22 protein-coding genes are annotated in these 22657 nt (G+C 64.9%); 10 read left to right on the top strand and 12 right to left on the bottom strand.

What is annotated here, in order from left to right; translation table 11 throughout:
• Positions 1-93: 93 nt before the first annotated feature.
• Positions 94-993 carry a CHAD domain-containing protein gene (locus Q0030_RS07570; protein WP_298364905.1) on the bottom strand — a complete coding sequence of 300 codons (900 nt, stop codon included), beginning with the start codon at positions 991-993 and terminating at the stop codon, positions 94-96.
• Positions 994-1260: 267 nt separating this feature from the next.
• On the opposite strand from Q0030_RS07570, the gene Q0030_RS07565 reads away from it, so the two are divergent.
• The 3 genes from Q0030_RS07565 to Q0030_RS07555 all read left to right on the top strand — a co-directional run bounded on the left by Q0030_RS07565 (position 1261) and on the right by Q0030_RS07555 (position 3543).
• Complete coding sequence (locus Q0030_RS07565; protein ID WP_298364903.1) at positions 1261-1695, top strand: MarR family transcriptional regulator; 435 nt, start codon at positions 1261-1263, stop codon at positions 1693-1695.
• Between the two features lie 77 nt (positions 1696-1772).
• Positions 1773-2540 (top strand): enoyl-CoA hydratase-related protein, encoded by a 768-nt coding sequence (locus Q0030_RS07560; protein ID WP_298364901.1) that lies wholly within the window; start codon positions 1773-1775, stop codon positions 2538-2540.
• A gap of 112 nt (positions 2541-2652) precedes the next feature.
• Positions 2653-3543: an aldose 1-epimerase family protein gene (locus tag Q0030_RS07555; RefSeq protein WP_298364892.1), complete on the top strand. Its 891-nt coding sequence runs from the start codon at positions 2653-2655 to the stop codon at positions 3541-3543.
• Between the two features lie 112 nt (positions 3544-3655).
• Here the strand turns inward: Q0030_RS07555 and trpS are convergent, their stop codons facing one another.
• Both trpS and Q0030_RS07545 read right to left on the bottom strand, forming a co-directional pair.
• Positions 3656-4657: a tryptophan--tRNA ligase gene (gene trpS, locus Q0030_RS07550; protein WP_298364884.1), complete on the bottom strand. Its 1002-nt coding sequence runs from the start codon at positions 4655-4657 to the stop codon at positions 3656-3658.
• Between the two features lie 207 nt (positions 4658-4864).
• Entirely contained in the window at positions 4865-5599 is a 735-nt protein-coding gene (locus Q0030_RS07545) for a 3-oxoacyl-ACP reductase family protein (RefSeq protein WP_298364881.1), read from the bottom strand.
• 199 nt (positions 5600-5798) lie between these two features.
• Between Q0030_RS07545 and Q0030_RS07540 the strand changes: the two genes are divergently transcribed.
• Together Q0030_RS07540 and puuE are read left to right on the top strand one after the other, a co-directional pair.
• Positions 5799-6212, top strand: coding sequence for a DUF3830 family protein (locus tag Q0030_RS07540; protein WP_092124838.1), 414 nt, complete (start codon positions 5799-5801; stop codon positions 6210-6212).
• A gap of 1 nt (position 6213) precedes the next feature.
• Complete coding sequence (gene puuE, locus Q0030_RS07535; protein ID WP_298364877.1) at positions 6214-7152, top strand: allantoinase PuuE; 939 nt, start codon at positions 6214-6216, stop codon at positions 7150-7152.
• Between the two features lie 4 nt (positions 7153-7156).
• Here the strand turns inward: puuE and Q0030_RS07530 are convergent, their stop codons facing one another.
• From Q0030_RS07530 to Q0030_RS07510, 5 genes are read right to left on the bottom strand one after another with little or no spacing between them, the layout of a single operon-like run.
• Complete coding sequence (locus Q0030_RS07530; protein ID WP_298364872.1) at positions 7157-8689, bottom strand: ABC transporter ATP-binding protein; 1533 nt, start codon at positions 8687-8689, stop codon at positions 7157-7159.
• Entirely contained in the window at positions 8686-9369 is a 684-nt protein-coding gene (locus Q0030_RS07525) for an isochorismatase family cysteine hydrolase (RefSeq protein ID WP_298364870.1), read from the bottom strand. Before Q0030_RS07525 ends, Q0030_RS07530 begins: the two co-directional genes overlap by 4 nt.
• A gap of 17 nt (positions 9370-9386) precedes the next feature.
• Positions 9387-10313, bottom strand: coding sequence for an ABC transporter permease (locus Q0030_RS07520; protein WP_212311395.1), 927 nt, complete (start codon positions 10311-10313; stop codon positions 9387-9389).
• 1 nt (position 10314) lies between these two features.
• Entirely contained in the window at positions 10315-11424 is a 1110-nt protein-coding gene (locus Q0030_RS07515) for an ABC transporter permease (RefSeq protein ID WP_298364856.1), read from the bottom strand.
• Positions 11421-12530, bottom strand: a complete 1110-nt coding sequence (locus Q0030_RS07510; RefSeq protein WP_298364848.1) for a BMP family ABC transporter substrate-binding protein — start codon at positions 12528-12530, stop codon at positions 11421-11423. The genes Q0030_RS07515 and Q0030_RS07510 overlap by 4 nt, the downstream gene beginning before the upstream one ends.
• 372 nt (positions 12531-12902) lie before the next feature.
• Between Q0030_RS07510 and Q0030_RS07505 the strand changes: the two genes are divergently transcribed.
• The 3 genes from Q0030_RS07505 to Q0030_RS07495 all read left to right on the top strand — a co-directional run bounded on the left by Q0030_RS07505 (position 12903) and on the right by Q0030_RS07495 (position 16019).
• Complete coding sequence (locus Q0030_RS07505; RefSeq protein WP_298364846.1) at positions 12903-14174, top strand: allantoate amidohydrolase; 1272 nt, start codon at positions 12903-12905, stop codon at positions 14172-14174.
• Between the two features lie 159 nt (positions 14175-14333).
• On the top strand, positions 14334-15572 hold the full coding sequence (locus tag Q0030_RS07500) for an ATP-binding protein (RefSeq protein ID WP_298364842.1): 1239 nt from the start codon (positions 14334-14336) through the stop codon (positions 15570-15572).
• Between the two features lie 225 nt (positions 15573-15797).
• Positions 15798-16019: a hypothetical protein gene (locus tag Q0030_RS07495; protein ID WP_298364840.1), complete on the top strand. Its 222-nt coding sequence runs from the start codon at positions 15798-15800 to the stop codon at positions 16017-16019.
• Here the strand turns inward: Q0030_RS07495 and Q0030_RS07490 are convergent.
• A complete protein-coding gene (locus Q0030_RS07490; RefSeq protein ID WP_298364838.1) occupies positions 15967-16938 on the bottom strand; it encodes a LysR substrate-binding domain-containing protein in 972 nt (323 codons plus the stop codon). The genes Q0030_RS07495 and Q0030_RS07490 overlap by 53 nt on opposite strands.
• 86 nt (positions 16939-17024) lie before the next feature.
• On the opposite strand from Q0030_RS07490, the gene Q0030_RS07485 reads away from it, so the two are divergent.
• A complete protein-coding gene (locus Q0030_RS07485) occupies positions 17025-18095 on the top strand; it encodes a putative sulfate exporter family transporter (RefSeq protein WP_298364836.1) in 1071 nt (356 codons plus the stop codon).
• Between the two features lie 17 nt (positions 18096-18112).
• On the opposite strand, the gene Q0030_RS07480 is transcribed toward Q0030_RS07485, so the two are convergent.
• Positions 18113-19126: a formamidase gene (locus Q0030_RS07480; RefSeq protein WP_298364833.1), complete on the bottom strand. Its 1014-nt coding sequence runs from the start codon at positions 19124-19126 to the stop codon at positions 18113-18115.
• Positions 19127-19410: 284 nt separating this feature from the next.
• Between Q0030_RS07480 and Q0030_RS07475 the strand changes: the two genes are divergently transcribed.
• Complete coding sequence (locus tag Q0030_RS07475; RefSeq protein WP_298364831.1) at positions 19411-20088, top strand: isochorismatase family cysteine hydrolase; 678 nt, start codon at positions 19411-19413, stop codon at positions 20086-20088.
• A 64-nt stretch (positions 20089-20152) separates the two neighbouring features.
• On the opposite strand, the gene Q0030_RS07470 is transcribed toward Q0030_RS07475, so the two are convergent.
• Both Q0030_RS07470 and Q0030_RS07465 read right to left on the bottom strand, forming a co-directional pair.
• Positions 20153-21409, bottom strand: coding sequence for a flavin-dependent oxidoreductase (locus tag Q0030_RS07470; protein WP_298364829.1), 1257 nt, complete (start codon positions 21407-21409; stop codon positions 20153-20155).
• On the bottom strand, positions 21406-22575 hold the full coding sequence (locus tag Q0030_RS07465; RefSeq protein WP_298365737.1) for an ABC transporter substrate-binding protein: 1170 nt from the start codon (positions 22573-22575) through the stop codon (positions 21406-21408). The genes Q0030_RS07470 and Q0030_RS07465 overlap by 4 nt, the downstream gene beginning before the upstream one ends.
• Positions 22576-22657 lie beyond the last annotated feature (82 nt).

The raw sequence follows: 22657 nt of genomic DNA, 5'->3' as shown, positions 1-22657 counted from the left end.
GTACAAGGCCAATAAATGATGTTTTATACATCATTTTCTGCGCGACCATCGACGCGGGTCGGATCCGCGCCGCCGCCGACGCGCTGGCGCGATTTAGTCGGAAATTTTTCGATAGACCGCCGCGGCGCGGCGCAGCAACTGGCTCTTGCGCTTGCGCTCATGCACGCGCTGATGCTTGGCCTTGCGCTCGTCGTCGCGTCGCGCGAGGGCATCGGCACTCTCAAGCAGCGTGCGACGGACCTCGTCATCGTTCAATTCGCCGAGCAGCTGCTGTCCCTTGCGCAGATGCTTCAGGACGATCCGCCATGACGCGTATTCGTCGGGGGGCAATCCGCCTTCCGAGAACTCGATGGCGTAGCGCAGTCGCTTGCTGGCGAGCCGGACGCGGTGGCGCTTGTTCTTGCCCATGCCCTGCAGCCCGCGGCTCTTCTGGCACAGTTTCCCATGCCACCGCGCCAGCCGCCGCGCGTGAAACACCGCGACCGGCACGGCCCGCCGTTGCGCGGCGCGGGGGCCCTGCCGCGTGGCCCAGGGGCCGCTGCCGACCCAGTCCCACATGCCGTCGAACCATTGCCAGTAACGGTCGCTTTGCAACGCGTCCCTGAGCGCCTCGAACGCGTCGGTTCGCGCGGTCTGGAGCATGCGCTCCTCGGGCAGGCCCTTGCTGTTCTCGATCGCGACGTCGAGGTCGCGCGTTGCGCCGAGATGGGCGCTCAGCCATTTCAGCTCGGATTTCAGTCGCGTCCACTCGGTGTCCGCCACCATCGGGCCGTAGAAGGCGATCGCCGCCTTCAGCCGCGTCAATGCGATGCGGGTCTGGTGGAGCGCGGCCGGATTGCCGGAGCTCAGGGCCTCGTGGTTGGTTGCGACTTCCTCGAGGCATTCGGAGAGGATCAGGCGAAACGCGGTCTCACAACGCATGGCTTCGCTGAGATGGCGCAGCCGCTTTGGGCGGACAACGCGCTCCCTGTCCGAACTTGCCGCTGACGTCATGACACTCCCGTGGCGCCGCCGGAGCCGCATGGCAAACCACGGCCCCCGGATGCAAGATTTCCCGTTTGATCGTTGTCGATCAAGGGTTTTCTGCTGGAGCGCAGTGCAGGGATCCGGCGACGCGATCAAAAAAGTCGCAATCGAACGGGTCGCGGGGGCTCATTCCAGTCAATTGGCGAGGCTCGCCCCGTCGGAACGCGTCAATTATCAAGATATTTCGTGCGCGAAATATCTTGATATTTCGCATGCGAAATATATAACGACGGCATGAAACCGGAACACCGGCTGATCTTTCTTCTGACCGTGGCCTATCGGCGGCTGCAACGCGCCGTCGAGCAGGAGACGGCCGCGCACGATCTGTCCTCGGCGCAGGCTGGCGTGCTGTTCTTCCTTGGGCGCAATGACGGCGCGCTGATCGGCGACGTCTCGCAGGCGCTCGACATCGTGCCGTCGGCGATGTCCGGGCTCGCCGACCGGATGGAGCGTGCGGGCCTCGTGAAGCGCCGGCGCGACGGTGAGGACGGGCGCAGCCAGCGGCTCCATCTGACCGTGGCGGGGCAGGAGCTCGGCAAGCGCGCTGCAACGCGGACCAGGGTGATCAACAACCGCCTGATGGACGGATTTTCGGAAGCGGAGATCGACGTGGTGTCGCGCTGGCTGACCAGCCTGCAAGAGAAGTTTCCGAAGGACAGAGACGGCTAGAGCGTTTTCAAGCGAAGTGGGTACCGGTTCGCGTCAAGAAAACGCGCCAAACGGGAAGCAAGCAACAGGAGTGAGACATGAGTGAAGTGATCGTAACGCTGGACGGTGGCGTTCTCACCGTGACGATGGCGCGTCCGGACAAGAAGAACGCGATCACCAACGCGATGTATGGTGCGATGGCCGACGCGCTCGAACGCGCGGAAGGCGATCCCGCGATCCGCGCCGTGCTGCTCCAGGGCGACGGCGACAGCTTTACCGCGGGCAACGATCTCGCGGATTTCGCGGCGGTGTCGCGCGGCGTGCAGGGCGAGCGTCACGTGTCGCGCTTCCTCGCCGGGCTTGCCAGGGCGACGCGGCCACTGGTTGCCGCCGTGCAGGGCAATGCGGTCGGCATCGGCACCACCATGCTGCTGCATTGCGACCTCGTTTACCTCGCGCCGACTGCGCGGCTGATCACGCCGTTCGTCAATCTTGCGCTGGTGCCGGAGGCGGCGTCGACCTATCTGCTGCCGCAGCGCATCGGCTATGCCCGGGCCTATGCGATGTTCGCGCTCGGCGAGCCGGTCGAGGCCGAAACCGCGGTCTCCATCGGCCTTGCCAATGCCGTGGTGCCGCTTGCAGATCTCCGCGCCATGGCACGCGCCGCGGCGGATGCGCTCGCAAAGCGGCCGTTCGGCTCGCTCCAGCATACCAAGGCGCTGATGCGCGATCCCGCTGGGATCAGCGCGCAAATGGCGCGCGAGGGCGAAATCTTCCAGCAGCGGCTGATGAGTGCGGAAGCGCGCGAGGCCTTTGCCGCCTTTGCCGAACGGCGGCAGCCTGACTTCTCCAAGATCACCGGTTAGGTTTGAGGCTAGGGGGCCGCCACACGCGGGCGGCCCCATCGCTTTGGGGTTGACGGCATCGCCAGCATCGAACATCTCGTGTCGGGGCATGACGCAACCGGCGAGGCGAGGCATGAGCGACAGTCACACGCTGCGCGGCAACGGAATCGCAGCAACCATTCAGGCGCAGGGCGCCGAATTGTCGTCGCTCAGGAATGCCGAAGGAACCGAATTGCTGTGGCAGGCCGGCCCGCAATGGCCGCGCCACGCGCCGATCCTGTTCCCGATCGTCGGCCGGCTGAAGAACGACACGCTGCGCCACCACGGCAAAACCTATCCGATGACGCAGCACGGCTTTGCGCGGGACCGGCGTTTTGAATGGGTCGAGCAGGGGCCGCGATCCTGCAAGCTCGCGCTGACCGACGATGCCGACACACGTGCGCGCTATCCGTTCGCGTTCAGGCTGGAGATTACCTACACCGTCGGCGACGCCGATCTCGACGTGGCCTTCGATATCATCAACATCGGCGACGAGATGCTGCCGGCCTCGCTCGGCGGTCATCCCGCTTTCAACTGGCCGCTGGTGCCGGGGCTGCCGAAGGAGGCTTACACGCTGGCCTTCGGCAAGACTGAACCTGCGCCGATCCGGCGGTTGAAGGATGGATTGATGCGGCCGCAGCCTGAACCCAATCCGGTCAAGGGCAGAACGCTTGCGCTGTCGGAGGAGCTGTTCGATGACGACGCGATGATCTTCGATCAGGTCGCAAGTACATCGGTGCTCTTCACGGCGACACTAGGCCCGGCAGCAGCCACGCAAGGCCCGGCGATCGAAATTTCCTGGCGCGGCTTCCGCGAACTCGGCATCTGGTCGAAGGTCGGCGGCGCACCGTTCCTCTGCATCGAGCCGTGGCACGGTTTTGCCAGCCCCGCGGAGTTTGATGGCGAGTTCGCCGACAAGCCTGGCTTGATGCACATCGCGCCGGGCGCACGTCAGTCGCTGGGCTATCGCATTCGCGTGAGCTGACGACGACCGGCTCAATGCGCGCGGGGGCTGAGCGCGCCTAGCGATGGCGGATGTTCATGCGCCCAGGCCTCATGCGCGGCCAGATTCCTGCCACGCTTTGATGACGGCGCGTTCAGAGCTGGAACAAGCCGAGCCCCGCCATGATGTCGCGCCTGGTGCGCTCCGTAACCTCCCGCGCCTTCAGGGTTCCGCGCCTGATCACCTCAGTGACATGGCCGCGATCGTTGGCCAGCTCGGCGCGTCGTGTCCGGATCGGCGCGATCAGGGCTTGCAGGATATCCTCCAGCCGCCGCTTGACGGTCGTATCGCCGAGACCGCCGCGCCGATAGCGCGCCTTCAGTTCCTCGACGGCGTCGCGATCGTCGTCGAACGCGTCGAGATAGGTGAAGACGACATTGCCCTCGACCTTGCCGGGATCGGCGACACACAGATGATCGGGATCGGTGAACATCGCACGCACGGCAGCCGAGATGTCATCAGGTGAAGCCGAGAGCGGAATCGCGTTGCCTGCGGACTTGCTCATCTTCGCGCGTCCGTCGACACCGGGCAGCCGTCCCGCGCGCGGGATGATGGCTTCGGCTTCCTGCAGCAACGTGCGGCCGGCGAGCGCGTTGACGCGGCGGACGATCTCGTTGGTCTGCTCGATCAGGGGCGCTTGGTCCTCGCCGACCGGCACGATTGTGGCGCGAAACGCGGTGATATCGGCGGCCTGCGCCACGGGGTAGCACAGGAAGCCCGCCGGGATGTCGCGTCCGAAACCGCGTGCGCGGATCTCGTCCTTGATGGTGGGGTTGCGTTCCAGCCGCGCGACGGTGACGAGGTTGAGATAGAGCATCGACAGTTCCGCCAACGCCGGGAGCTGCGATTGCAGGCAGATCGAGGTGCGGCCGGGATCGATCCCGACGGCAAGATAATCCAGTGCGACCTCGATGACGTTGCTGCGGACTTTGCCGATGTCGTGCGCATTGTCGGTCAGCGCCTGCATGTCGGCGAGCAGCAGGAACTGCTCGTGGCTGTCCTGATACGTCAGGCGGCTTCGGAGCGAGCCGGCGTAATGGCCGAGATGCAGCGGCCCGGTGGTGCGGTCGCCGGTGAGGATGATCGGTTTGGTCATTTGTATCTCCATTCGGTTGAATGGGGACACCGCATGCGGGCTGGATGATGCCAAACAAAAAGGCCGCCCAATGCGGCGGCCCCGAAAATGCATGAACGCGTTCGGCCCGCCTTTCAGTCGGCGAGCCACCAGAGATTGGCGATGAGGTTCGATCGGTTCATGCCGCAAGCGGTAGGGCAAACCTGCGATGCGGTCAAGCCAGCATGCCTAGTTGAACGCCATGCCGCCGCTCATCGCGATGGTCTGCCCGGTCATGTAAGGATTATTGACCAGCAGCATCACGGCCTGCGCGACTTCCTCGGCGGTGCCGAAGCGGCCGATCGGGATTCGGCTGACCAGACCGCTCTGTCCCTTCATCATGTCGGTCTCGATCAGCGAGGGCGCAACGGCGTTGACGGTGATGCCTTCCTTGACGAGGCGCGCGGCATAGCCGCGGGTCAGGCCCTCCATCGCCGCCTTCGACGCGTTGTAATGCGGCCCGATCGCGCCGGCACCGCGCGCCGCGCCGGAGGAGATGTTGACGATGCGGCCCCATTTCCGGGTGCGCATCATCGGCAGCACAGCTTGCGTGCAGAGAAACGCCGATTTGAGGTTGACCGCGATGGTGCGGTCGAAATCCTCTTCGGTGAGGTCGTCGACGCCCCTGACGATCGCGATCCCCGCATTGTTGACGAGGATGTCGACCGGGCCGAGCTCGGAGTTGGCGCGGTCGACCAGCCCGGCGACGGCGGCCGCTTCCGAGACGTCAGCGCCAATCGCGACGGCGCGGCCGCCGGCAGCGATGATGCCCTTTGCCAGCGTTTCCGCTTCAGCCGACCGCTCGCGGTAATTGATGGCGACGGCAGCGCCAGCGTCCGCCAGCATCTTGACGATGGCAGCACCAATGCCGCGCGAGCCGCCGGTCACCAGCGCCACATGTCCGTGCTGACTGTTTGTCGTCATCGGCCGTCCTCCTTTGCGAATGCGGAGAGGTTCGCAAACGGGGAGCCGGGGTGCAACGCAACCCTGCTCAAATCTGCGTTGCCGCGGGCGGCGTTGCGGCAAAAAACCGGCATCTGGCGCCGGAATCGGCCTTGCGTCCGGCGCGGGCCGGCGTCAAAGGTTGGGGCATCATTCTGTCCAGCCCACCCACGAGAGTTCGATGAGCAAACTGATTGTCCGCGCCGGCGAGTTCACCTTTGACGCCCGTTTCGAGGAGCAGCTCGCGCCGAAGACGGTCGCCGCGTTCCGCAAGGCGATGCCGTTCGAGAGCCAGGCGATCCATGTGCGCTGGAGCGGCGAGGGCGTCTGGATGCCGCTCGGCGATCTCGATTTCGGCGTCTCCTACGAGAACCACACCAGCTATCCGGCGCCGGGCCAGATCATCCTCTACCCGGGCGGCATCAGCGAGACAGAGATCCTGCTCGCCTATGGCGGCGTGCACTTCGCCAGCAAGATGGGCCAGCTCGCCGGCAATCATTTCATCACGCTGACCTCGGGGCTCGAGAACCTCACCGCGTTCGGCAAGACCGTGTTGTGGAAGGGTGCGCAGCAGATCCGCTTCGAGGAAATCTGATGTGACCGAGGCCCGCTATCCGCGCGATCTCCGCGGCTACGGCCGTAACCCGCCGGATCCGAAATGGCCCGACGCTGCGCGCGTTGCCGTGCAGTTCGTGGTCAATTTCGAGGAGGGCGGCGAGAACAACATCCTGCACGGAGATCGTGCCTCGGAAGCGTTCCTGTCCGATGTGCTGGGCGCGCAGCCCTGGGTCGGCCAGCGTCACGCCAATATCGAGACCATGTTCGAATATGGCTCGCGCGCCGGCTTCTGGCGGCTGTGGCGGATGTTCACCGAGCGGAAGCTGCCGGCCACGGTGTTCGGCGTCGCGATGGCGCTGAAGCGCAATCCGGATGTGGTCGCGGCGATGCAGGAAGCAGGCTGGGACATCGCGAGCCACAGCCTGCGCTGGGTCGAGCACAAAGACATGTCGGAGGACGAAGAGCGCGAGGAGATCGCGCGCGCCATCGCCGTGCATACCGAAGCGACCGGCGCGCGGCCGCTCGGCTGGTACACCGGCCGCTCCTCGATCAACACGCTGCGGCTTCTGATGGAGGCGGGCGGCCTGCGCTATCTCTGCGATTCCTACGCCGACGATCTGCCGTACTGGATCAAGGCAGCCGGAACCGAGCCGCATCTCGTGATCCCGTATACGCTCGATGCCAACGACATGCGCTTCATCAACCCGCAGGGTTTTGGCGGCGGCGACGAGTTCTACACCTACCTGAAGGACAGCTTTGACGTACTCTATGCCGAGGGCGCGACGTTCCCTAAGATGATGTCGATCGGCCTGCATTGCCGCGTCGTCGGCCGTCCCGGCCGCGCCGCTGCGCTGATGCGCTTCCTCGATTACATCCAGAAGCACGAACGTGTCTGGGTGCCGACCCGGCTCGCGATCGCCGAGCATTGGCACACCAATCTGAAGCATCTCGCCACTGAAGCATTCGAGATCGGCTAGCGGGCTAGTGCCCGGCCATATGCCGGCCGATTTCCGTGAGGTCGGCCTCGCTGGCACGGGCCTCATGAACGAACGCGCCGTGGAACATCACGACCAGCCGGTCCGACAGCTCCAGCAGCTCGTCGAGGTCTTCGCTGACCAGCAGCACCGCGGCGCCGCGATTGCGGGCGGCCATGATCTCGGCGTGGATCTGCGCCACCGCCGCGAAGTCGAGCCCGAAGCACGGGTTGGCGGCAATCAGCACCTCGACGTCGCCCGAGAGCTCGCGCGCCAGCACCGCGCGTTGCACATTGCCGCCCGACAGCGCCGCAATCGGCGTCTCCGGCGTGCGGGTCTTGATCTTGTAGCGGTTGATCTTGCGCTCGGCATCCTGGCGGAAGGCCGACCGATTTAGCCACCAGCCGCCGCGCGCGAACGGGGCGCGGTCGAACTCGCGGAACGCGATGTTGTCGGCGACGCTCATGCCGCCGACGCAGGCGTTCTTCAGCGGCTCTTCAGGCAGCAGCGACATCTTGTGGCGGCGCATCTCCTCGCTGCTCGCCGCGTAGGCCTCGCCCTGGACGCGGATCACCCCGCCCTCCGCTTCGCGCTGGCCGGCCAGCACCTCGACGAGCTGGCGCTGGCCATTACCGGAGACGCCGGCGATGCCGACGATCTCGCCGCTCTTCACCGTCAGCGACACGCCGTGCACGGCAATGGCGCCGGCATCGTCGAGCGCGGTGAGCCTGTCGAGCTCGAGCCGGGGTGCGCCGGTCTCACCGGTGCGCGGCGGCTGCACGGTCAACTGCTCGGCGCCGATCATGGTGCGGGCCATCTCGTCCGGCGTGAGATCGGCGACCCGGCCGGTGCCGGCAAGCTTGCCGCGGCGCAGGATCGTGACGTCGTCGGCAAACGCCATCACCTCGCGGAACTTGTGCGTGATCATCAGGATGGTGAGTTCGCCCGCGACCACCATCGCGCGCAGCATGCCGAGCACCTCGTCGGCCTCGCCCGGCGTCAGCACCGAGGTCGGCTCGTCCAGGATCAGGAAGCGGCGCTTCAGATAAAGCTGCTTGAGGATCTCGCATTTCTGCCGCTCGCCGGCGGAGATGTCGGAGACCTTTGCGTCGAGCGGCACCTTGAACGGCATCCGCGCCAGGAAAGCCTCGAGTTCTTTCTTCTCCTTGCGCCAGTCGACCACGGCCGGCACATCATCGCGCGCCAGTACCAGGTTCTCGGCGACCGTCATCGCCGGCACGAGGGTAAAGTGCTGGTAAACCATGCCGAGCCCGAGCGCATGTGCGTTCTTGGGGTTGGCGATGGTCTGCTGGCGGCCGCCGACGAGGATGTCGCCTTCGGTCGCGTGGTAATAGCCCATGATGCATTTCACGAGCGTGCTCTTGCCCGCGCCGTTCTCGCCAAGCAAGGCGTGGAACGAGCCGGGCCGTACCTTGAGCTCGACATTGTCGAGCGCTGTGAAGTCGCCGAACCGCATGGTCATGGCGATGGCGTCGACGCCGAACGCGCCTGAGGGTGCGGGCGGTTCGCCGATGATCACGACAGCGCCCCGATCAGGTCGGCGGATTTGGTTACCGCGCCGAACACGCCGCCTTGCATCTTGATCATCTTCAGCGCGTGGTCGTGGTTGCTCCGGTCGGTCGCGCCGCAGCAATCCTCGACCAGCACGCATTCGAAGCCGCGGTCGTTGGCCTCGCGCATCGTGGTGTGGACACAGACGTCGGTGGTGATGCCTGTCAGCACGATGTTCTCGATGCCGCGCAGCCGCAGCATCAGCTCGAGGTCGGTGGCGCAGAACGAGCCTTTTCCCGGCTTGTCGATGATGGGCTCGCCGGGCAGCGGCGCGAGATCGGGGATGATCTCCCAGCCCGGCTCGCCGCGCACCAGGATGCGGCCGCAGGGGCCGGGATCGCCGATGCCGGCGCCGATCTGGCGCGAGCGCCAGCGCTTGTTGGCGGGCAGGTCGGCAAGGTCAGGGCGGTGGCCTTCGCGGGTGTGGATGATGTGAAAGCCCTGCGCGCGCATCACCGCCAGCAGCTTCTTGATCGGTTCGATTGGCGCCCGGGTCAGCGAGAGGTCGTAACCCATCTTGTCGACATAGCCGCCGACGCCACAGAAATCGGTCTGCATGTCGATGATGATGAGCGCGGTGTTTTGCGGGCGCAGGTCGCCATTGTAAGGCCAGGCGTAAGGCTCGGATTTGATGAAGCGCTCGGGCATGGAATGATCTCACTCGTCTATCGGGTGATGGACAATTCGGCGGGCGCGCCGGTCAGTGTGCGCTTCGGCGAGCAGGTGATGATCATGATCGCAAGCGTCAGGATGTAGGGCGCGGCGTTGAACAGGTGATAGCCGGAGGTGATGCCGACCGATTGCAGTGCGGGTCCGAGCGCGGCGGCGCCGCCGAAGGCGAGCGAGGCCCACAGGCACAGCATCGGGTCCCAGCGCGCGAAGATCACCAGCGCCACTGCGGTGATGCCCTGTCCCGAGGAGAGGCCTTCGTTCCAGCTGCCGGGATAGAACAGCGACAGGAACGAGCCGCCGATGCCGGCAAGGAAGCCGCCGACCATGGTGGCGCGCAACCGGATCAGCAGCACGGAATGACCCATCGCGCGCGCCGCGTCCGCGCTTTCGCCGGCGGTGCGGATCAACAGGCCCCAGCGCGTGGTCCTGAAGGCCCAGTAGAGCAGCGGCGCGATCGCGACGCCGATCAGGAACAGCACGTTGATGCGCAGCGCCGCGCGCACCTGCGGCACGTCGCTCCACCAGCCGAAATCGATCGCCGGCAATCGTGCCGCCGTCGGCTCGATCAGCGGCTTGCCGAGGAAGAAGGCCAAACCAGTTCCGAGCAGCATCAGCGCGATGCCGACCGCGATGTCGTTGACCCGCGGCAGCGAGCAGATGCCGGCATGCAGCGCGCCGAACAACGCGCCGGTGATCCCGGCCGCGAGCACGCCAAGCCACGGCGAGCCGGAGAGATAGGAGATGCCGTAGGCGCTCATCGCGCCCATCACCAGCGTGCCTTCGAGGCCGAGATTGATGCGGCCACTTCGTTCGGTGATGCACTCGCCGAGGCTGACGAACAGGAACGGCGTCGAGACGCGGATGGCGCCGCCGAACACGGCGAGCGGAACGGTCCAGAGCCCGAGCGAGCTATCTGCCATGTCAGGACTTTCCCTTCAGGAAGCCGATCCGCCCGTAGAGCGCGTCGCTCGCCAGCACGAACACGAAGATGATCCCTTGCAACACCAGCACCGACGCATCGGGCAGGCCGAGCCGCCGCTGCAGCAGGCCGCCGGAGGCCGAGATGCCGCCGAGCAGGATCGCCACCGGAATGATCGCGAGCGGATTCTGCCGCGCCAGGAACGCGACGAGGATGCCGGTGAAGCCGTAGCCCGCGGCGAGGTTGGCGTTGGTGCGGCCCTGCACGGCCGCGACCTCGATCATGCCGGCGAGCCCGGCGCTGCTGCCGGCGAGGAAGCAGACGGTCAGGATCAGCTTGCCGACGGAAAGCCCAACGATCTTGGCGGCGCGGATGTTGCCGCCGGCGACCCGCGCAGCGAAGCCGAAGGTGGTGTGATAGATCAGGATGTAGGCGGCAACGGCCGCCACGAGGCCGAACACCAGGCCCCAATGCACGTCGGTGCCGGGAATGCTGCCGATCATGTTGGCGGCGCCGATCTCGCGTGTCGACGGCTTGTTGAGGCTCGCCGGATCGCGCATCGGGCCCTCGACCAGATGGTTCAGAATCGCAAGCGCGATATAGACCAGCAGCAGGCTCGAGATCGTCTCGTTGACCCCGCGATACTGCCGCAAGCCGCCGGACAGCGTGATCCAGAGGCCGCCGCCGATCATGCCCGCGATCACCATCGCGATCTGCACGACGATTGGTGCTGCGCCCTGCAACGCCAGCGCCGCTGACGTTGCCGACAGCGCGCCGATCAGAAGTGCGCCTTCGCCGCCGATGATCACCATGCCGAGCTGCGCCGGCAGCGCCGTGCACAGCGCGGTCAGGATCAAGGGCGCGGCGCGGGTCAGCGTGTTCTGCCAGGAGAACCAGGTGCCGAATGCGCCGTAATACATGTAGAAATAGAGGTCCAGCGGGTTCTTGCCGTAGAGCGCGATGAAGCCGCCGAACACCGCGAGCGCGCCGATCAGCGCCGCGCCCGGGATTAGGATGTATTCGATGCTCGCGCCGTAGCGCTGGAGGAATCCGGGATCGGCGGCCGGAGCAACGCCGGCCGCCTCCACCGATTCCGCCGCCTCCGTCGTCACGCGGTGGCTCCGATCACGCCCTCGACGAGATAGTCCATCTTCTCGAGTTCGGGATCCTGCTGACCGCGGTCGGTGCCGGAAGCGATCACCGTCTTGCCCTTGTTGTCGACCAGCGGGCCCTTGAAGATGGCGTACTCGCCGGACATGAACTTGGCCTTGACGTCATCGGCATGCTTGCGGGCTTCGGCCGAGACCATCTCGCCATAGGGCGAGACCTTGACGATCTCTTCTTTCAGGCCGCCGCGATAGAAGTTCGGGATCGCTTCGCCCGCGGTGATCATCTTGACGAACTTCGGATAGAGCGCTTCCCAGTTCCACTCGGCGCCGGTGAGGTAGGCCTTCGGCGCCAGCGGCGACTGGTTGACGTGATAGCCGCACACCATCGCGCCGCGGCGCGCGGCGTTCTCGACCATCGTCTTCGGTCCGTCGACATGGCAGGTCAGCACGTCGACACCCTGGTCGATCAGGCTGTTGGTCGCCTCGGCTTCCTTGACCGGCATCGACCAGTCGCCGGTGAAGATCACCTGCGTGGTCGCCTTTGGATTGGCGAGCCGGGCGCCGAGCGTGAATGCATTGATGTTGCGCAGCACCTGCGGGATCGGCTTGGCCGCGACGAAGCCGAGCTTGCCGCTCTTGGTCGAATAGCCGGCGACGATGCCGGAGATGTATTGCGCCTCGTCGATGTAGCCGAAATAGCTGCCGGCGTTCTTCGGGTCCTTGTCGGTCCACAGGCCGCCGCAATGCTCGAAGTGCAGCTTGGGAAACTTGCCCGCCATCTTGACGACGTGCGGGTTGTAGTAGCCGAACGAGGTCGGAAACAGCAGCGTCGCGCCGTCGAGATTGATCATGGACTCGATGGTCTTCTCGACCGCGTCGGTCTCCGGCACCTTCTCTTCCTCGACCACCTTGATGCCGGGAAGCTTCTTCACCGCCGCCGCGCCCTGGGCGTGGGCCTGGTTGTAGCCGTAGTCGTCGCGCGACCCGACATAGATGAAGCCGACCGTGGTTTCCGCTGCCGCCGCGCCGCGAACGCCGAGCGTGCTGCCGAGCGCCAATGCCGCGCTTCCCTGCAATAAATGCCTTCTTGAAATTCTGCCAAAATCCATCGCCTGCTCCCTCCGGCGGGCCCGGCCCGCCTGTCCTTGTCGCAGCCGCCGTAACGGCGGCGCTTGACGGAGTGTCGCAAGCTTCGTGCCAGAGCACGTTTGTCGATCACTGTTCCTTAAGTATTTGAATATGAATGCGATTGATTATCATCATGACAGGATTCGGAAGCTGGATCGGATCTAGTTGCCCATTTTATGAGCGATCGATCGCTGTTGTATGCAATGCCGTTAAGCAGTCGCTAACCGCCGGACGGCTGGCGCGAGCCCGGTCAGGGGCGGCGACCAAGGCGTGATTTGCCGGCTGGTCAATCGGAACGGGCCTGCTACGAGTGAAGCGGGCGCGGGTGCCGGGTCGGACTGATGGGAAACAACATGAGCGAGAAGAAACCGTCCGCGAGTCCGTCTTCTCTTGGCGACGAGATCGTGGCGCGGATCGATCAGCTCGCGGCGATCTCGGAGACGCCGGAGCATCTGGCGCGCGTCTTCCTCACTAATGAGCATCGCAAGGCGGCTGATCTCATCCTGTCCTGGATGCGCGAGGCCGGCATGAGTGCGCATCTCGATGCGATCGGCAATGTCTGCGGCCGCTACGAGGGCGAGCGGCCGGGCCTGCCGGCCCTGATGCTCGGCTCGCATTACGACACCGTGCGCGACGCCGGCAGATGGGACGGCCCGCTCGGCGTCATCACCGCGATCGCCTGCGTTGCCGATCTGAACCTGCGCGGCAAGCGGCTGCCATTCGCGATCGAGATCGTGGGCTTCGCGGACGAGGAGGGCGTGCGCTTTGCGTCGACCCTGCTCGGCAGCCGCGCGGTGGCCGGCACGTTCGACGAGAGCGTGCTCAACACGCGCGATCGCGCCGGCACGTCGATGCGCGATGCGCTGGTCGCCTTCGGGCTCGATCCCGATCATATCGGCAAGGCGGCGCGCGCCCGGCGCGAGCTGCTCGCCTATGTCGAGCTGCACATCGAGCAGGGCCCGGTGCTGGAACAGAAGGCGTTGCCGGTCGGCGTCGTCACCGCGATTTCAGGTGCGACGCGGCTCGCCGCCAATCTCACCGGCGTCGCCGGCCATGCCGGCACCGTGCCGATGAAGCTGCGGCGCGACGCGCTGACCGGCGCCGCCGAATGCATCGTCGCGATCGAGCAATTCTGCAGGATCGATGAAGCCGGCCTCGTCGGCACCGTCGGCTATATCAGCGCCATGCCCGGCGCCACCAACGTGATCCCGGGCAAGGTGTCCTTCACGATGGACATCCGCTCGCAGAGCGACATGCATCGCAAGCGCGCCGTCGCCGACATCGTGCGGCAGATCGAGGTGATCGCAAAGCGCCGCGAGCTCACCTTGCAGATCGACGTTACCCACGAGAACCGCAGCGTGCCCTGCGCGCCGTGGCTGAAGACGCAAATCGCCGAGGCGGTCGCGGCCGAGGGCCATGCCGTGTTCGAGCTGCCGAGCGGGGCCGGGCATGACGGCATGGCGATGGTCGACGTCGCCGATATCGGCATGATCTTCGTGCGCTGCCGCGGCGGGATCAGCCACAATCCGGCCGAGCATGTCGAGCTCGCCGACGCCGACACCGGCGCGCGAGTGCTGCTGCGTTTCATCGAGAATTTCCGTCCGCACGGTGCAGTGAATAGCTGAAGCTGCCGCGCCTGGCGGCCTACGTAGCACCAGTCCTGGCTCCGCCGTCGTCCGTCCGTGCCGAATCCGGACAGATTTGATTGGCATTTTCTGCATAGGTTGGGGCTATTTGCGGCCCGGCCATGAAGCGCTAGACTTGTCCGAACGGGGGGGAAGGACATGCGCTCGTCCGTCGTCCAGGACGTTCAGTTCCCAAAACAACCGGCGCTGCAGCTGATCTATGACACTGCACCGATCGGTCTTGCCTACCTTTCTCCCGATTGCCGTTACCTCCAGATCAACCAGCGGCTCACCGAGATCTGCGGCATTTCGGTCGAGGGTCATCTCGGACGCACGGTGCATGATTGCGTGCCCGCGCTCGCCACGGCGGTCGAAGGCATCGTCCGCTCGATCATGGAGACCGGAGAGCCCGTCACCGGCGTGGAGGTCTACGGCCAGCGCCCGGGTCACAATGACGAGCGATGCTGGATCACGCATTGGCACCCGCAGCGCGAACCGAACGGCAGCATCGTCGGCGTCAATGTCGCGGCCGAAGAGATCACCGATCGCAAGCGCAGCGAACGCGAGATCCGCGCCGCCCGCGATGCGGCCGAGAAGGCCTTGCATCATTTGCAGGAAACCCAGGCGTCGTTGATCGAGGCGGAAAAGCTTGCGGCGCTGGGCCGGCTGGTGGCCGGCGTCGCGCATGAGATCAACAGTCCGGTCGGCACCAGCCTTACGGTCGCCTCGGTGCTGGAGCAGAAATGCGCCGACTTCGCTGCCGAGGCTGCGCGCGGCAAGCTGAAGCGCTCGAGCCTCAGCGATTTCATCGAGGTGGTTGAGAGCGCGTCCTCGCTGCTGGTCGGCAACCTCAAGCGCGCCGCGGATCTGGTGCAATCGTTCAAGCAGGTGGCCGTCGATCGCAGCTATTTCGACCGCAGCCAGTTCGATCTCGGCGAGGTGACCGAGCAGGTGCTCTCGAACCTGCGTCCGGCGTTGCCGAAGAACAATCTGACGCTCGAGGTCGATTGCCCGGCCGGTCTTGCGATGAACAGCTATCCCGGTCCCTACGGCCAGGCGCTGACCAATTTGTTCGTCAATTCGGTCGCGCATGCCTTTCCGGACGGCAAGGGCGGCACCATCACGATCCGGCTGCGCGCGTTGGGCGCAGATCGGGTGGAGATCCTGTTCGCCGACGATGGCTGCGGGATGAGCCGCGACGTGTTGCGGCAAGCCTTCGATCCGTTCTTCACCACGCGCCGCGACATCGGCCGTATCGGGCTCGGCCTGCACATCGTTCACAACATCGTCACGAACCGGCTGGGCGGAGAGCTCCATCTGGACAGTGCCCCGGGCATCGGGACGAGTGTGCGGATCACGCTGCCGCGGGTGGCGCCGCGGCGCGGAACCGATGGTTGATGCCGGATCAGCATGATCCGGAAAAGTGCGAAGCGATTTTCCGAAAAGATCATGCTCAGACAAAGACCTAAAGCGCCTCGCGCTTTCGGCGCTCAGAAGGAAATACTCCCCGGCATTCGGGCTGGAAAACGTCCTTCCAAGGAACCGGCGCAAAAGGCATTCAACTACCCTTGCTTCCGCCCCCGCCGTTGCGACATTGTGCTGACATTCCAGATGGTCAAGACGATGAGCCAATCCGCATTCGATCCCTTCGGCGAGCCGGTTCCCGCGGTCGATTCCTCGGCCGCGAGCGAGGGCGTGTCGAAATGGCTGAAGACCGCAGGCACCAGCGTGTTCTGGGTGCTGGTGATCGGCATCGTCCTGGCACGCGCGGTCTATTTCGAGCCCGGCGTGTTCAGCTTCGGGCATGCCGTTGCGTGGGTGCAGGGTCTGTTCGCCGCGCTTTAGCTGACGGCGTGTGCGGCGCTGCCTTCGCGCCCTGGGTCTCCCGAATGATCCCCTCGAACGCGACCGCCGCCGGTACGTCCAGTCGGCCGGGCGATCTCAATTGCCATAGCGTGCGCTCGATACGGACGCCCTTGATCGGGATCACCTTGAGCTTTCCGAGCCTCACCTGATCGTCGATCGTCGCGACCGACACGATGGCGACGCCGACGCCCGCGGCAACCGCCTGCTTGATCGCCTCGGTGCTGCCGATCTCGAGCGTGCGCTGCGGCTCGACGCGGTGGGCGGCGAGCGCCTGCGCGACCACCTCGCGCGTGCCCGAGCCGGGCTCGCGCACAATCAGGATCTCGTCGTTCAGCAGGCGGACGTCGATCGCTCCCGCGGCAGTTGCGAAGCGGTGATCCGGAGCCGCGATCAGCGCCATCACGTCGGTGCGCCAGGCTTCGCTGATCAGGTTCTCGTCCTCGACCGGCCCCTCGACCAGCGCGATTTCGATCTCGTGGCCCAGCATCAGCGCGGCGACGTCGCTGGTGTTGGCGCTCACCACATGCAGGTCGATGCCGGGAAAGGCGCGGTGAAACACGCCGAGATATTCCGGGATCATGTAGGTCGCGATCGTGGTGCTGGCGCCGATGCGCAGCGAGCCGCTGTCGAGGTTGCGCAGCGCCTGCAATTCGTCCTCGGCGGCACGCTCGGCTGCGAACAGTATCTCGGCATGCCGGGCCAGCGCCGCGCCCTCCCGGGTCGGCCGCACCCCCTTCGACGTGCGATCGAGCAGCCGGCAGCCGACCTGCAACTCGAAATCCCGCACGCCCTTGGAGATCGCCGGCTGGCTGATGTGCAGGAGATCGGCAGCGCGGGAGAAACTTCCGGTTCTCGCCACGGCCGCGAACAGGCGGAGCAGATGCAGGTTGAGGGACATAACTTCTCTCTATCGGGGCAGTTCGAAAAGATATTAGCCAAGAGGCGCGTCCGGGCGCATAAAATCTTCTCTGAAAAGAGGATTTCGTGCCGCAACAAGAACAAGATCAGGGGCAGAAGCAGGGGGCGCTGAAGCGCACATTCCTGCTCATTCCGGGCATTCTGCTCTGCGGGGTGGTCACGATCATCTCGCTCGGCGTCCAGGCCGCCGAAGAGCGGGTTTTCGACCACCCCTATATCGAGGCCCTGGTCGTCGCGATCCTGCTCGGGATGGCGGTGCGCACCGCCTGGGAGCCCTCGGAGCGCTGGCGCTCGGGCATTGCCTTCAGCGCCAAGCAGCTGCTCGAGGTCGCCGTGATGCTGCTCGGTGCGTCCATCAGCTTCGCCGCGATCCTGGCCTCGGGCTATCTCCTGATCGGCGCCATCGCCGCGACCGTCGTGATCATGCTGGCGGTGAGCTATGGCCTCGCCCGCCTACTCGGGCTCAAGGCCAAACTCGCGATCCTGATCGCCTGCGGCAATTCGATCTGCGGCAACTCCGCGATTGCGGCGGTGGCGCCCGTGATCGAGGCCGATGGCGACGACATCGCCTCGTCGATCTCGTTCACCGCCATTCTCGGCGTACTGATGGTGCTCGGCCTGCCGCTGCTGATTCCGCTGCTGAAGCTGACCGCGACGCAATACGGCATCCTCGCCGGGCTGACGGTCTACGCCGTGCCGCAGGTGCTGGCGGCGACCGTGCCCGCCGGCATCGTCTCGACCCAGATCGGTACGCTGGTGAAGCTGGTGCGCGTCCTGATGCTGGGCCCGATCGTGGTCGCCCTCTCGTTGTTTGTCGCGCGGCAGCGCAAGACGGGAACGGCCGAGGAAGGTGCCGCAAAGGCCGCCTCGATCAGCCCGTTCAAGCTGGTGCCCTGGTTCATCATCGGCTTCCTGGTGCTGGCCGCGCTGCGCTCGTTCCAGCTCGTGCCTGACATCGCGATCGCGCCGGTGACGAAGACAGCGGCGATCCTCACCGTCGTGTCGATGGCCGCACTTGGGCTCGGCGTCGATGTCCGCGTGCTCTCGACGGTCGGCGGCCGGGTGACGGCCGCGGTCACGCTGTCGCTGATGCTGCTGCTGGGCCTCAGCATCGGCCTCGTGCACTTCTTCAAGTAGCCAGCCGCGAGGGGTCGCTACTCGGCGGCCTTCGCGGTCTTGCCGAACAGCCGTGTCGGTGCTGGAAAGCCGCAGGACGTGCCGTCGGTGATCTTGACCTGATCTTCCCAGGGCAGGCGGAAGCGGCCCGACACCATGTCCTGCATGAAGGTGTAGGGGCAATCCATCGCGCCGCCCTTCACCGCGACATAGCCGCGGTGCCAAAGCTGATAGATGTTGTTCTCGACGCCCCAGTTGATCCGCGCCTCGCGCACGAGGTCGGGCCGCACCTCGGCGGTGATGATCTCATCAGTGCGTCCCGTGGTCCCGTGCGCGATGATGCTGCCGTCGAAATTGACGATCATGCCTTCGCCCATCGAGTCGAACGACCCATCCGAGCCGCACATGCAGACATTGGCCGTCACCATCAGGTTCTGGAACGCGTTGGCCTGGTTGGTGAAGCGCCAGCTGTCGCGGATCGGCGCGGTGTAGCCTGCGGTGCGGATCATGATCTCCGCGCCCTTGTAGGCACATTCGCGCGCCATTTCCGGGAACATGCCGTCATGGCAGATGATCAGCGCGATCTTCGCGCCTTTCGGTCCGTCGATCACGGGAATGCCGATGTCGCCCGGCTCCCACGGCTCGACCGGAATCCAGGGATGGAATTTGCGGTAATAGAGCTTGATCTCGCCGTGATCGTCGATGATCAGTCCGGAATTGTAGGGATTGCCGTGTGGGTTGAACTCCATGATGGAGAAGCAGCCCCAGATCTTGTTGTCGATGCAGGCCTGCCTGAAGGCCGCGACTTCGGGCCCGTCGAGCCGGCACATGATCTCGGGGTTGGTGTCCATCGACAGACCATGCAGCGAGTATTCCGGGAATACGACCAGATCCATGGTGGCGAGATTGCGCCGCGCCTTGCCGACCATCCAGACGATGCGCTCGGTCTGCCGCGCCAGATCGGCCTTGGTCGCAACCACGGGCAGCTGCAGCTGCACCAGTCCGATCACCACGCCGTTGGGTGACTTGTTGAGACCGCCAAGTCCGTTCATGCCTGTCCTCCCGCCTGTTTGAAATGGGCTGTCGTTTCGCGAACGATGATCCTCGTTCGGTCGGACTCTGAGCTAGCAACGATCATGCCAGCAGGATCGAACGACCGGCAAATCAGGTGCCGGTGAGAACCTGGGAGGATGGCCCGGAGAACGGCCGAGCGCGTGCCGCAACAGATTGAGATGCCGGACGTTTCGGGCGTTTGAGGGCGCGAGCCGCATCATTGCGCAATGGCACGCGGTTTGCTTAATCATATGCGGGTCTTCTCGCATTCGAGGCGTGCGTCATGGCGAATTCAAGCGGGACAATCGCGGCGGAGCCGGCACCGATCACGCTCGACTGGAGCAAGACCGCGCTCGTCATCATCGACATGCAGCGCGATTTCATGGAGCGAGGGGGCTTCGGCGAGACGCTCGGCAATGACGTCAGCCAGCTCGCCCGCGCGGTGCAGCCGATCGCCGCCGTCCTCGCCGCGGTGCGCGATGCCGGTTTGCTTGTGGTCCATACCCGCGAGGGCCATCTGCCCGATCTCTCCGACGCGCCGCCGGCGAAGCTCGAGCGCGGTGCGCCGTCCTTGCGGATCGGCGATCCCGGGCCGATGGGGCGGATCCTGATCCGAGGCGAAGCCGGCCACGACATCATCCCCGAGCTCTATCCGCAGGGCAGCGAGATCGTGATCGACAAGCCCGGCAAGGGCGCATTCTACGCCACCGAATTCGGCGACATCCTGCAGAAATACGGCATCGAGAATCTCCTGGTCTGCGGCGTCACCACCGAAGTCTGCGTCAACACCACGGTGCGCGAGGCCAACGACCGCGGCTACCGCTGCGTCGTGATCTCCGACGGCTGCGCGTCGTATTTCCCGGAATTCCACGAGATGGGCCTGAAGATGATCAAGGCCCAGGGCGGCATTTTCGGTTGGGTCACCGATTCAGCCGCGGTGCTGGAGGCGCTCGCTGCGTAGGGCGTGGATTGACTTTTCGTAGGACTCCGTTTCACGCCATAGCAAACTCTCGCAAGTGGTTCTGCTACGGAGACAGATACGGCGGCCTCTGATTGACTGTTTCGACATCAAGACCAGCGGCCGTGGCAAAGGATTTCGCGATAATGTCAAGCTCATGTTGCGCGATCACGTCTTCGACGCGGGCAAAGCCGTTCGGCGCTCGCTCTTCTGCAAGCTGCATCGCAGCTTCAGGTCCGAGATTCCGATTTCGTAGGATGACGTCGTTCATTACCGGCCGACGCTCTGCGTCGTAGCGTTCCAGCGCGGCGACGGGATCATCAGTCTCAGCCAGAGCGCGGGTGAGGGTGCGGGCGTCCAGGATCGCCTGCGAACCGGCTTGGCTACCGATCGGCTGCATGGGATGTGCCGCATCGCCGAGGAGAGTGACGCAGCCGAATGACCAGGCCGGAACCGGGTCGCGATCGACGAGTGGAAACTCGTAGATGTCTTGCGATCGTTCGATCAGTGTCGGCAGGTCGAGCCAGGGAAATCGCCAGCGTTCAAATGCCAAAAGCACCTCTTCCTTCCCGACGCGTCGATTCCAGTGTTCTGGGAATGGCGCCTGATCGGGCACCGTCATCTGACAAATCCAGTTCGTCAGCAATTTGCCTCCTGCAGTCCTGCCGATCGGGTAGACGACAATTCGCTGATCGAAATGCCCGGCGATGACCATCGTCTGCCCATCGAGGAACGGTTCAGCCTCGATCGCCGCACGCCACAGGATCTGGTGAGCGAAGCGTGGCGCTCCTTCGTCAGGATAAACCTGACGCCGCACAGCGGAATGAATGCCATCGGCGCCGACGAGGATATCGGCTTCTTCAAACAGGTCTGAACCGGAGTCCTCATCGCTGAAGCGAGCCCGCACACGCCCACCGCGCTGCTCGAAGCCTCTAAGCCTCATTCCCGTTCGGACATTTCTGTCGCCGATCCGCTCGCGCGCCGCGCGAAGCAGCAAAAGTTGCAGTTCTCCGCGATGGATGGAAATTTGCGGCCAGCGATATCCCGCTGCCACCCCCCTCGGCTCATCATGGATCAATTGCCCAAACTTGTTGCAGAGTTTCAAGCGCTGCGTGGCGATCCCGGTCTCTGCAAGAGCAGAGCCGAACCCAAGCTCCGTCAACTCGCGTACCGCCGTTGGCTGCAGGTTGATGCCGACACCGAGCGGGAGAGGATTGCGCACCGCTTCGTAGACGCGGACGCGTATTCCGGCCTGATGCAGGCTGAGCGCGAGGCTCAGCCCGCCAACGCCACCTCCGGCGATGATGACATGCGCATCCCTCATTTCGCGACGGCCTCGCGAGGGTCCCTGACATTATTAAAGGTTTCGAACTCGGCATTGCGCAGTTCACCATCCACCTTCTCGACCTTACGGATGTAGATATTGTGCACGACCTCGCCGCTGTTGCGGTCGATCGAGATCGGTCCACGCGGGCTTTCCCAGGCCATGCCCTTCATCGCGGCAACAAGGGTCTTGCCATCAGTCGAACCGGCCGTCTTCTTCAGCGCTTCATAGACCAGGTGCATGCCGTCATAGCCGGAAACCGCCATGAAGTTCGCGCGCATCTTCGCTTCCTTGCGATAGGCCTCGGTGAATACATCGTTCAATGCGGACGCGTGGGCCGCGGAATAGAAATGCGCAGTGACAGTTCCTAGCATGGAGTCCCCCATGTTCTGCAGCGCTTCGTCGTCGGTGAGGTCGCCGGGACCGATCAACGCAATGCCCGCCTTGTCGAGGCCACGCTCGACGAACTGTCTGGCGAAAACCGCGGCCTGCGTCGAAGGAATGAACACGAACAGCGCCTGCGGGGCAGCGTCTCTGACGCGCTGCAGGAACGGCGCGAAGTCTGGACTGCGGACCGGTACGCGGATCGCCTCGACGACCCGGCCACCGGCCGCCCTGTAGCTGCTGGTAAAGGTTTCTTCTGCCTCGAGCCCCGGCGCGAATTCGGTGACCAGCGTCACCGCCTTGCCGAGCCCTTTCTTCGCCGCCCAGTCTGCAAGGATGGCCGAGGATTGCGCTAGCGTGCAGCTCGTGCGGACGAAGAACGGCGACTTGTCGATCACTGCCGTCGTGCTTGAAATCATGATCACCGTCGGCTTCTGCGCCTTGGTGACAAACGATGCGCTGGGCATAAGGTCGGCCGTCAGGCTCCCGCCGATCACGTCGACCTGGTCGTTGACGACGAGTTCCTGGATCAGGCGCTGGCCGGTTTCGCCGGACGAGGCGTCGTCGCGGACGATCAGTTCGATCCGCTTGCCGGCCACGATCTCGCCGTGCTGCTTGATATAAAGGCGAGCACCCGCAAGCACTTGTTGTCCTGCCCCCGCCAACGCGCCGGTCATTGGCATGACCATCCCGATCTTGACGGTCCCTTGCGCGCCGGCGCTGCCGGCTGTGGCGATCGAGGCTGCGAGAACGGCAGCCGAAAGGATTGAATTCCTTGGCATAGCTGGCCTCCTCTGTCGGAGCCGGCGCACCTCCCGATGGGGATTGGAGCGCCGACTGCGGGTTGAAATACTGGCTCTCGCC

Source organism: uncultured Bradyrhizobium sp. (genome assembly GCF_947648125.1).
Classification (GTDB): Bacteria; Pseudomonadota; Alphaproteobacteria; order Rhizobiales; family Xanthobacteraceae; genus Bradyrhizobium.
Note: the sequence above shows the minus strand (reverse complement) of the source record. Positions and strands in the feature narration are given on the sequence as shown.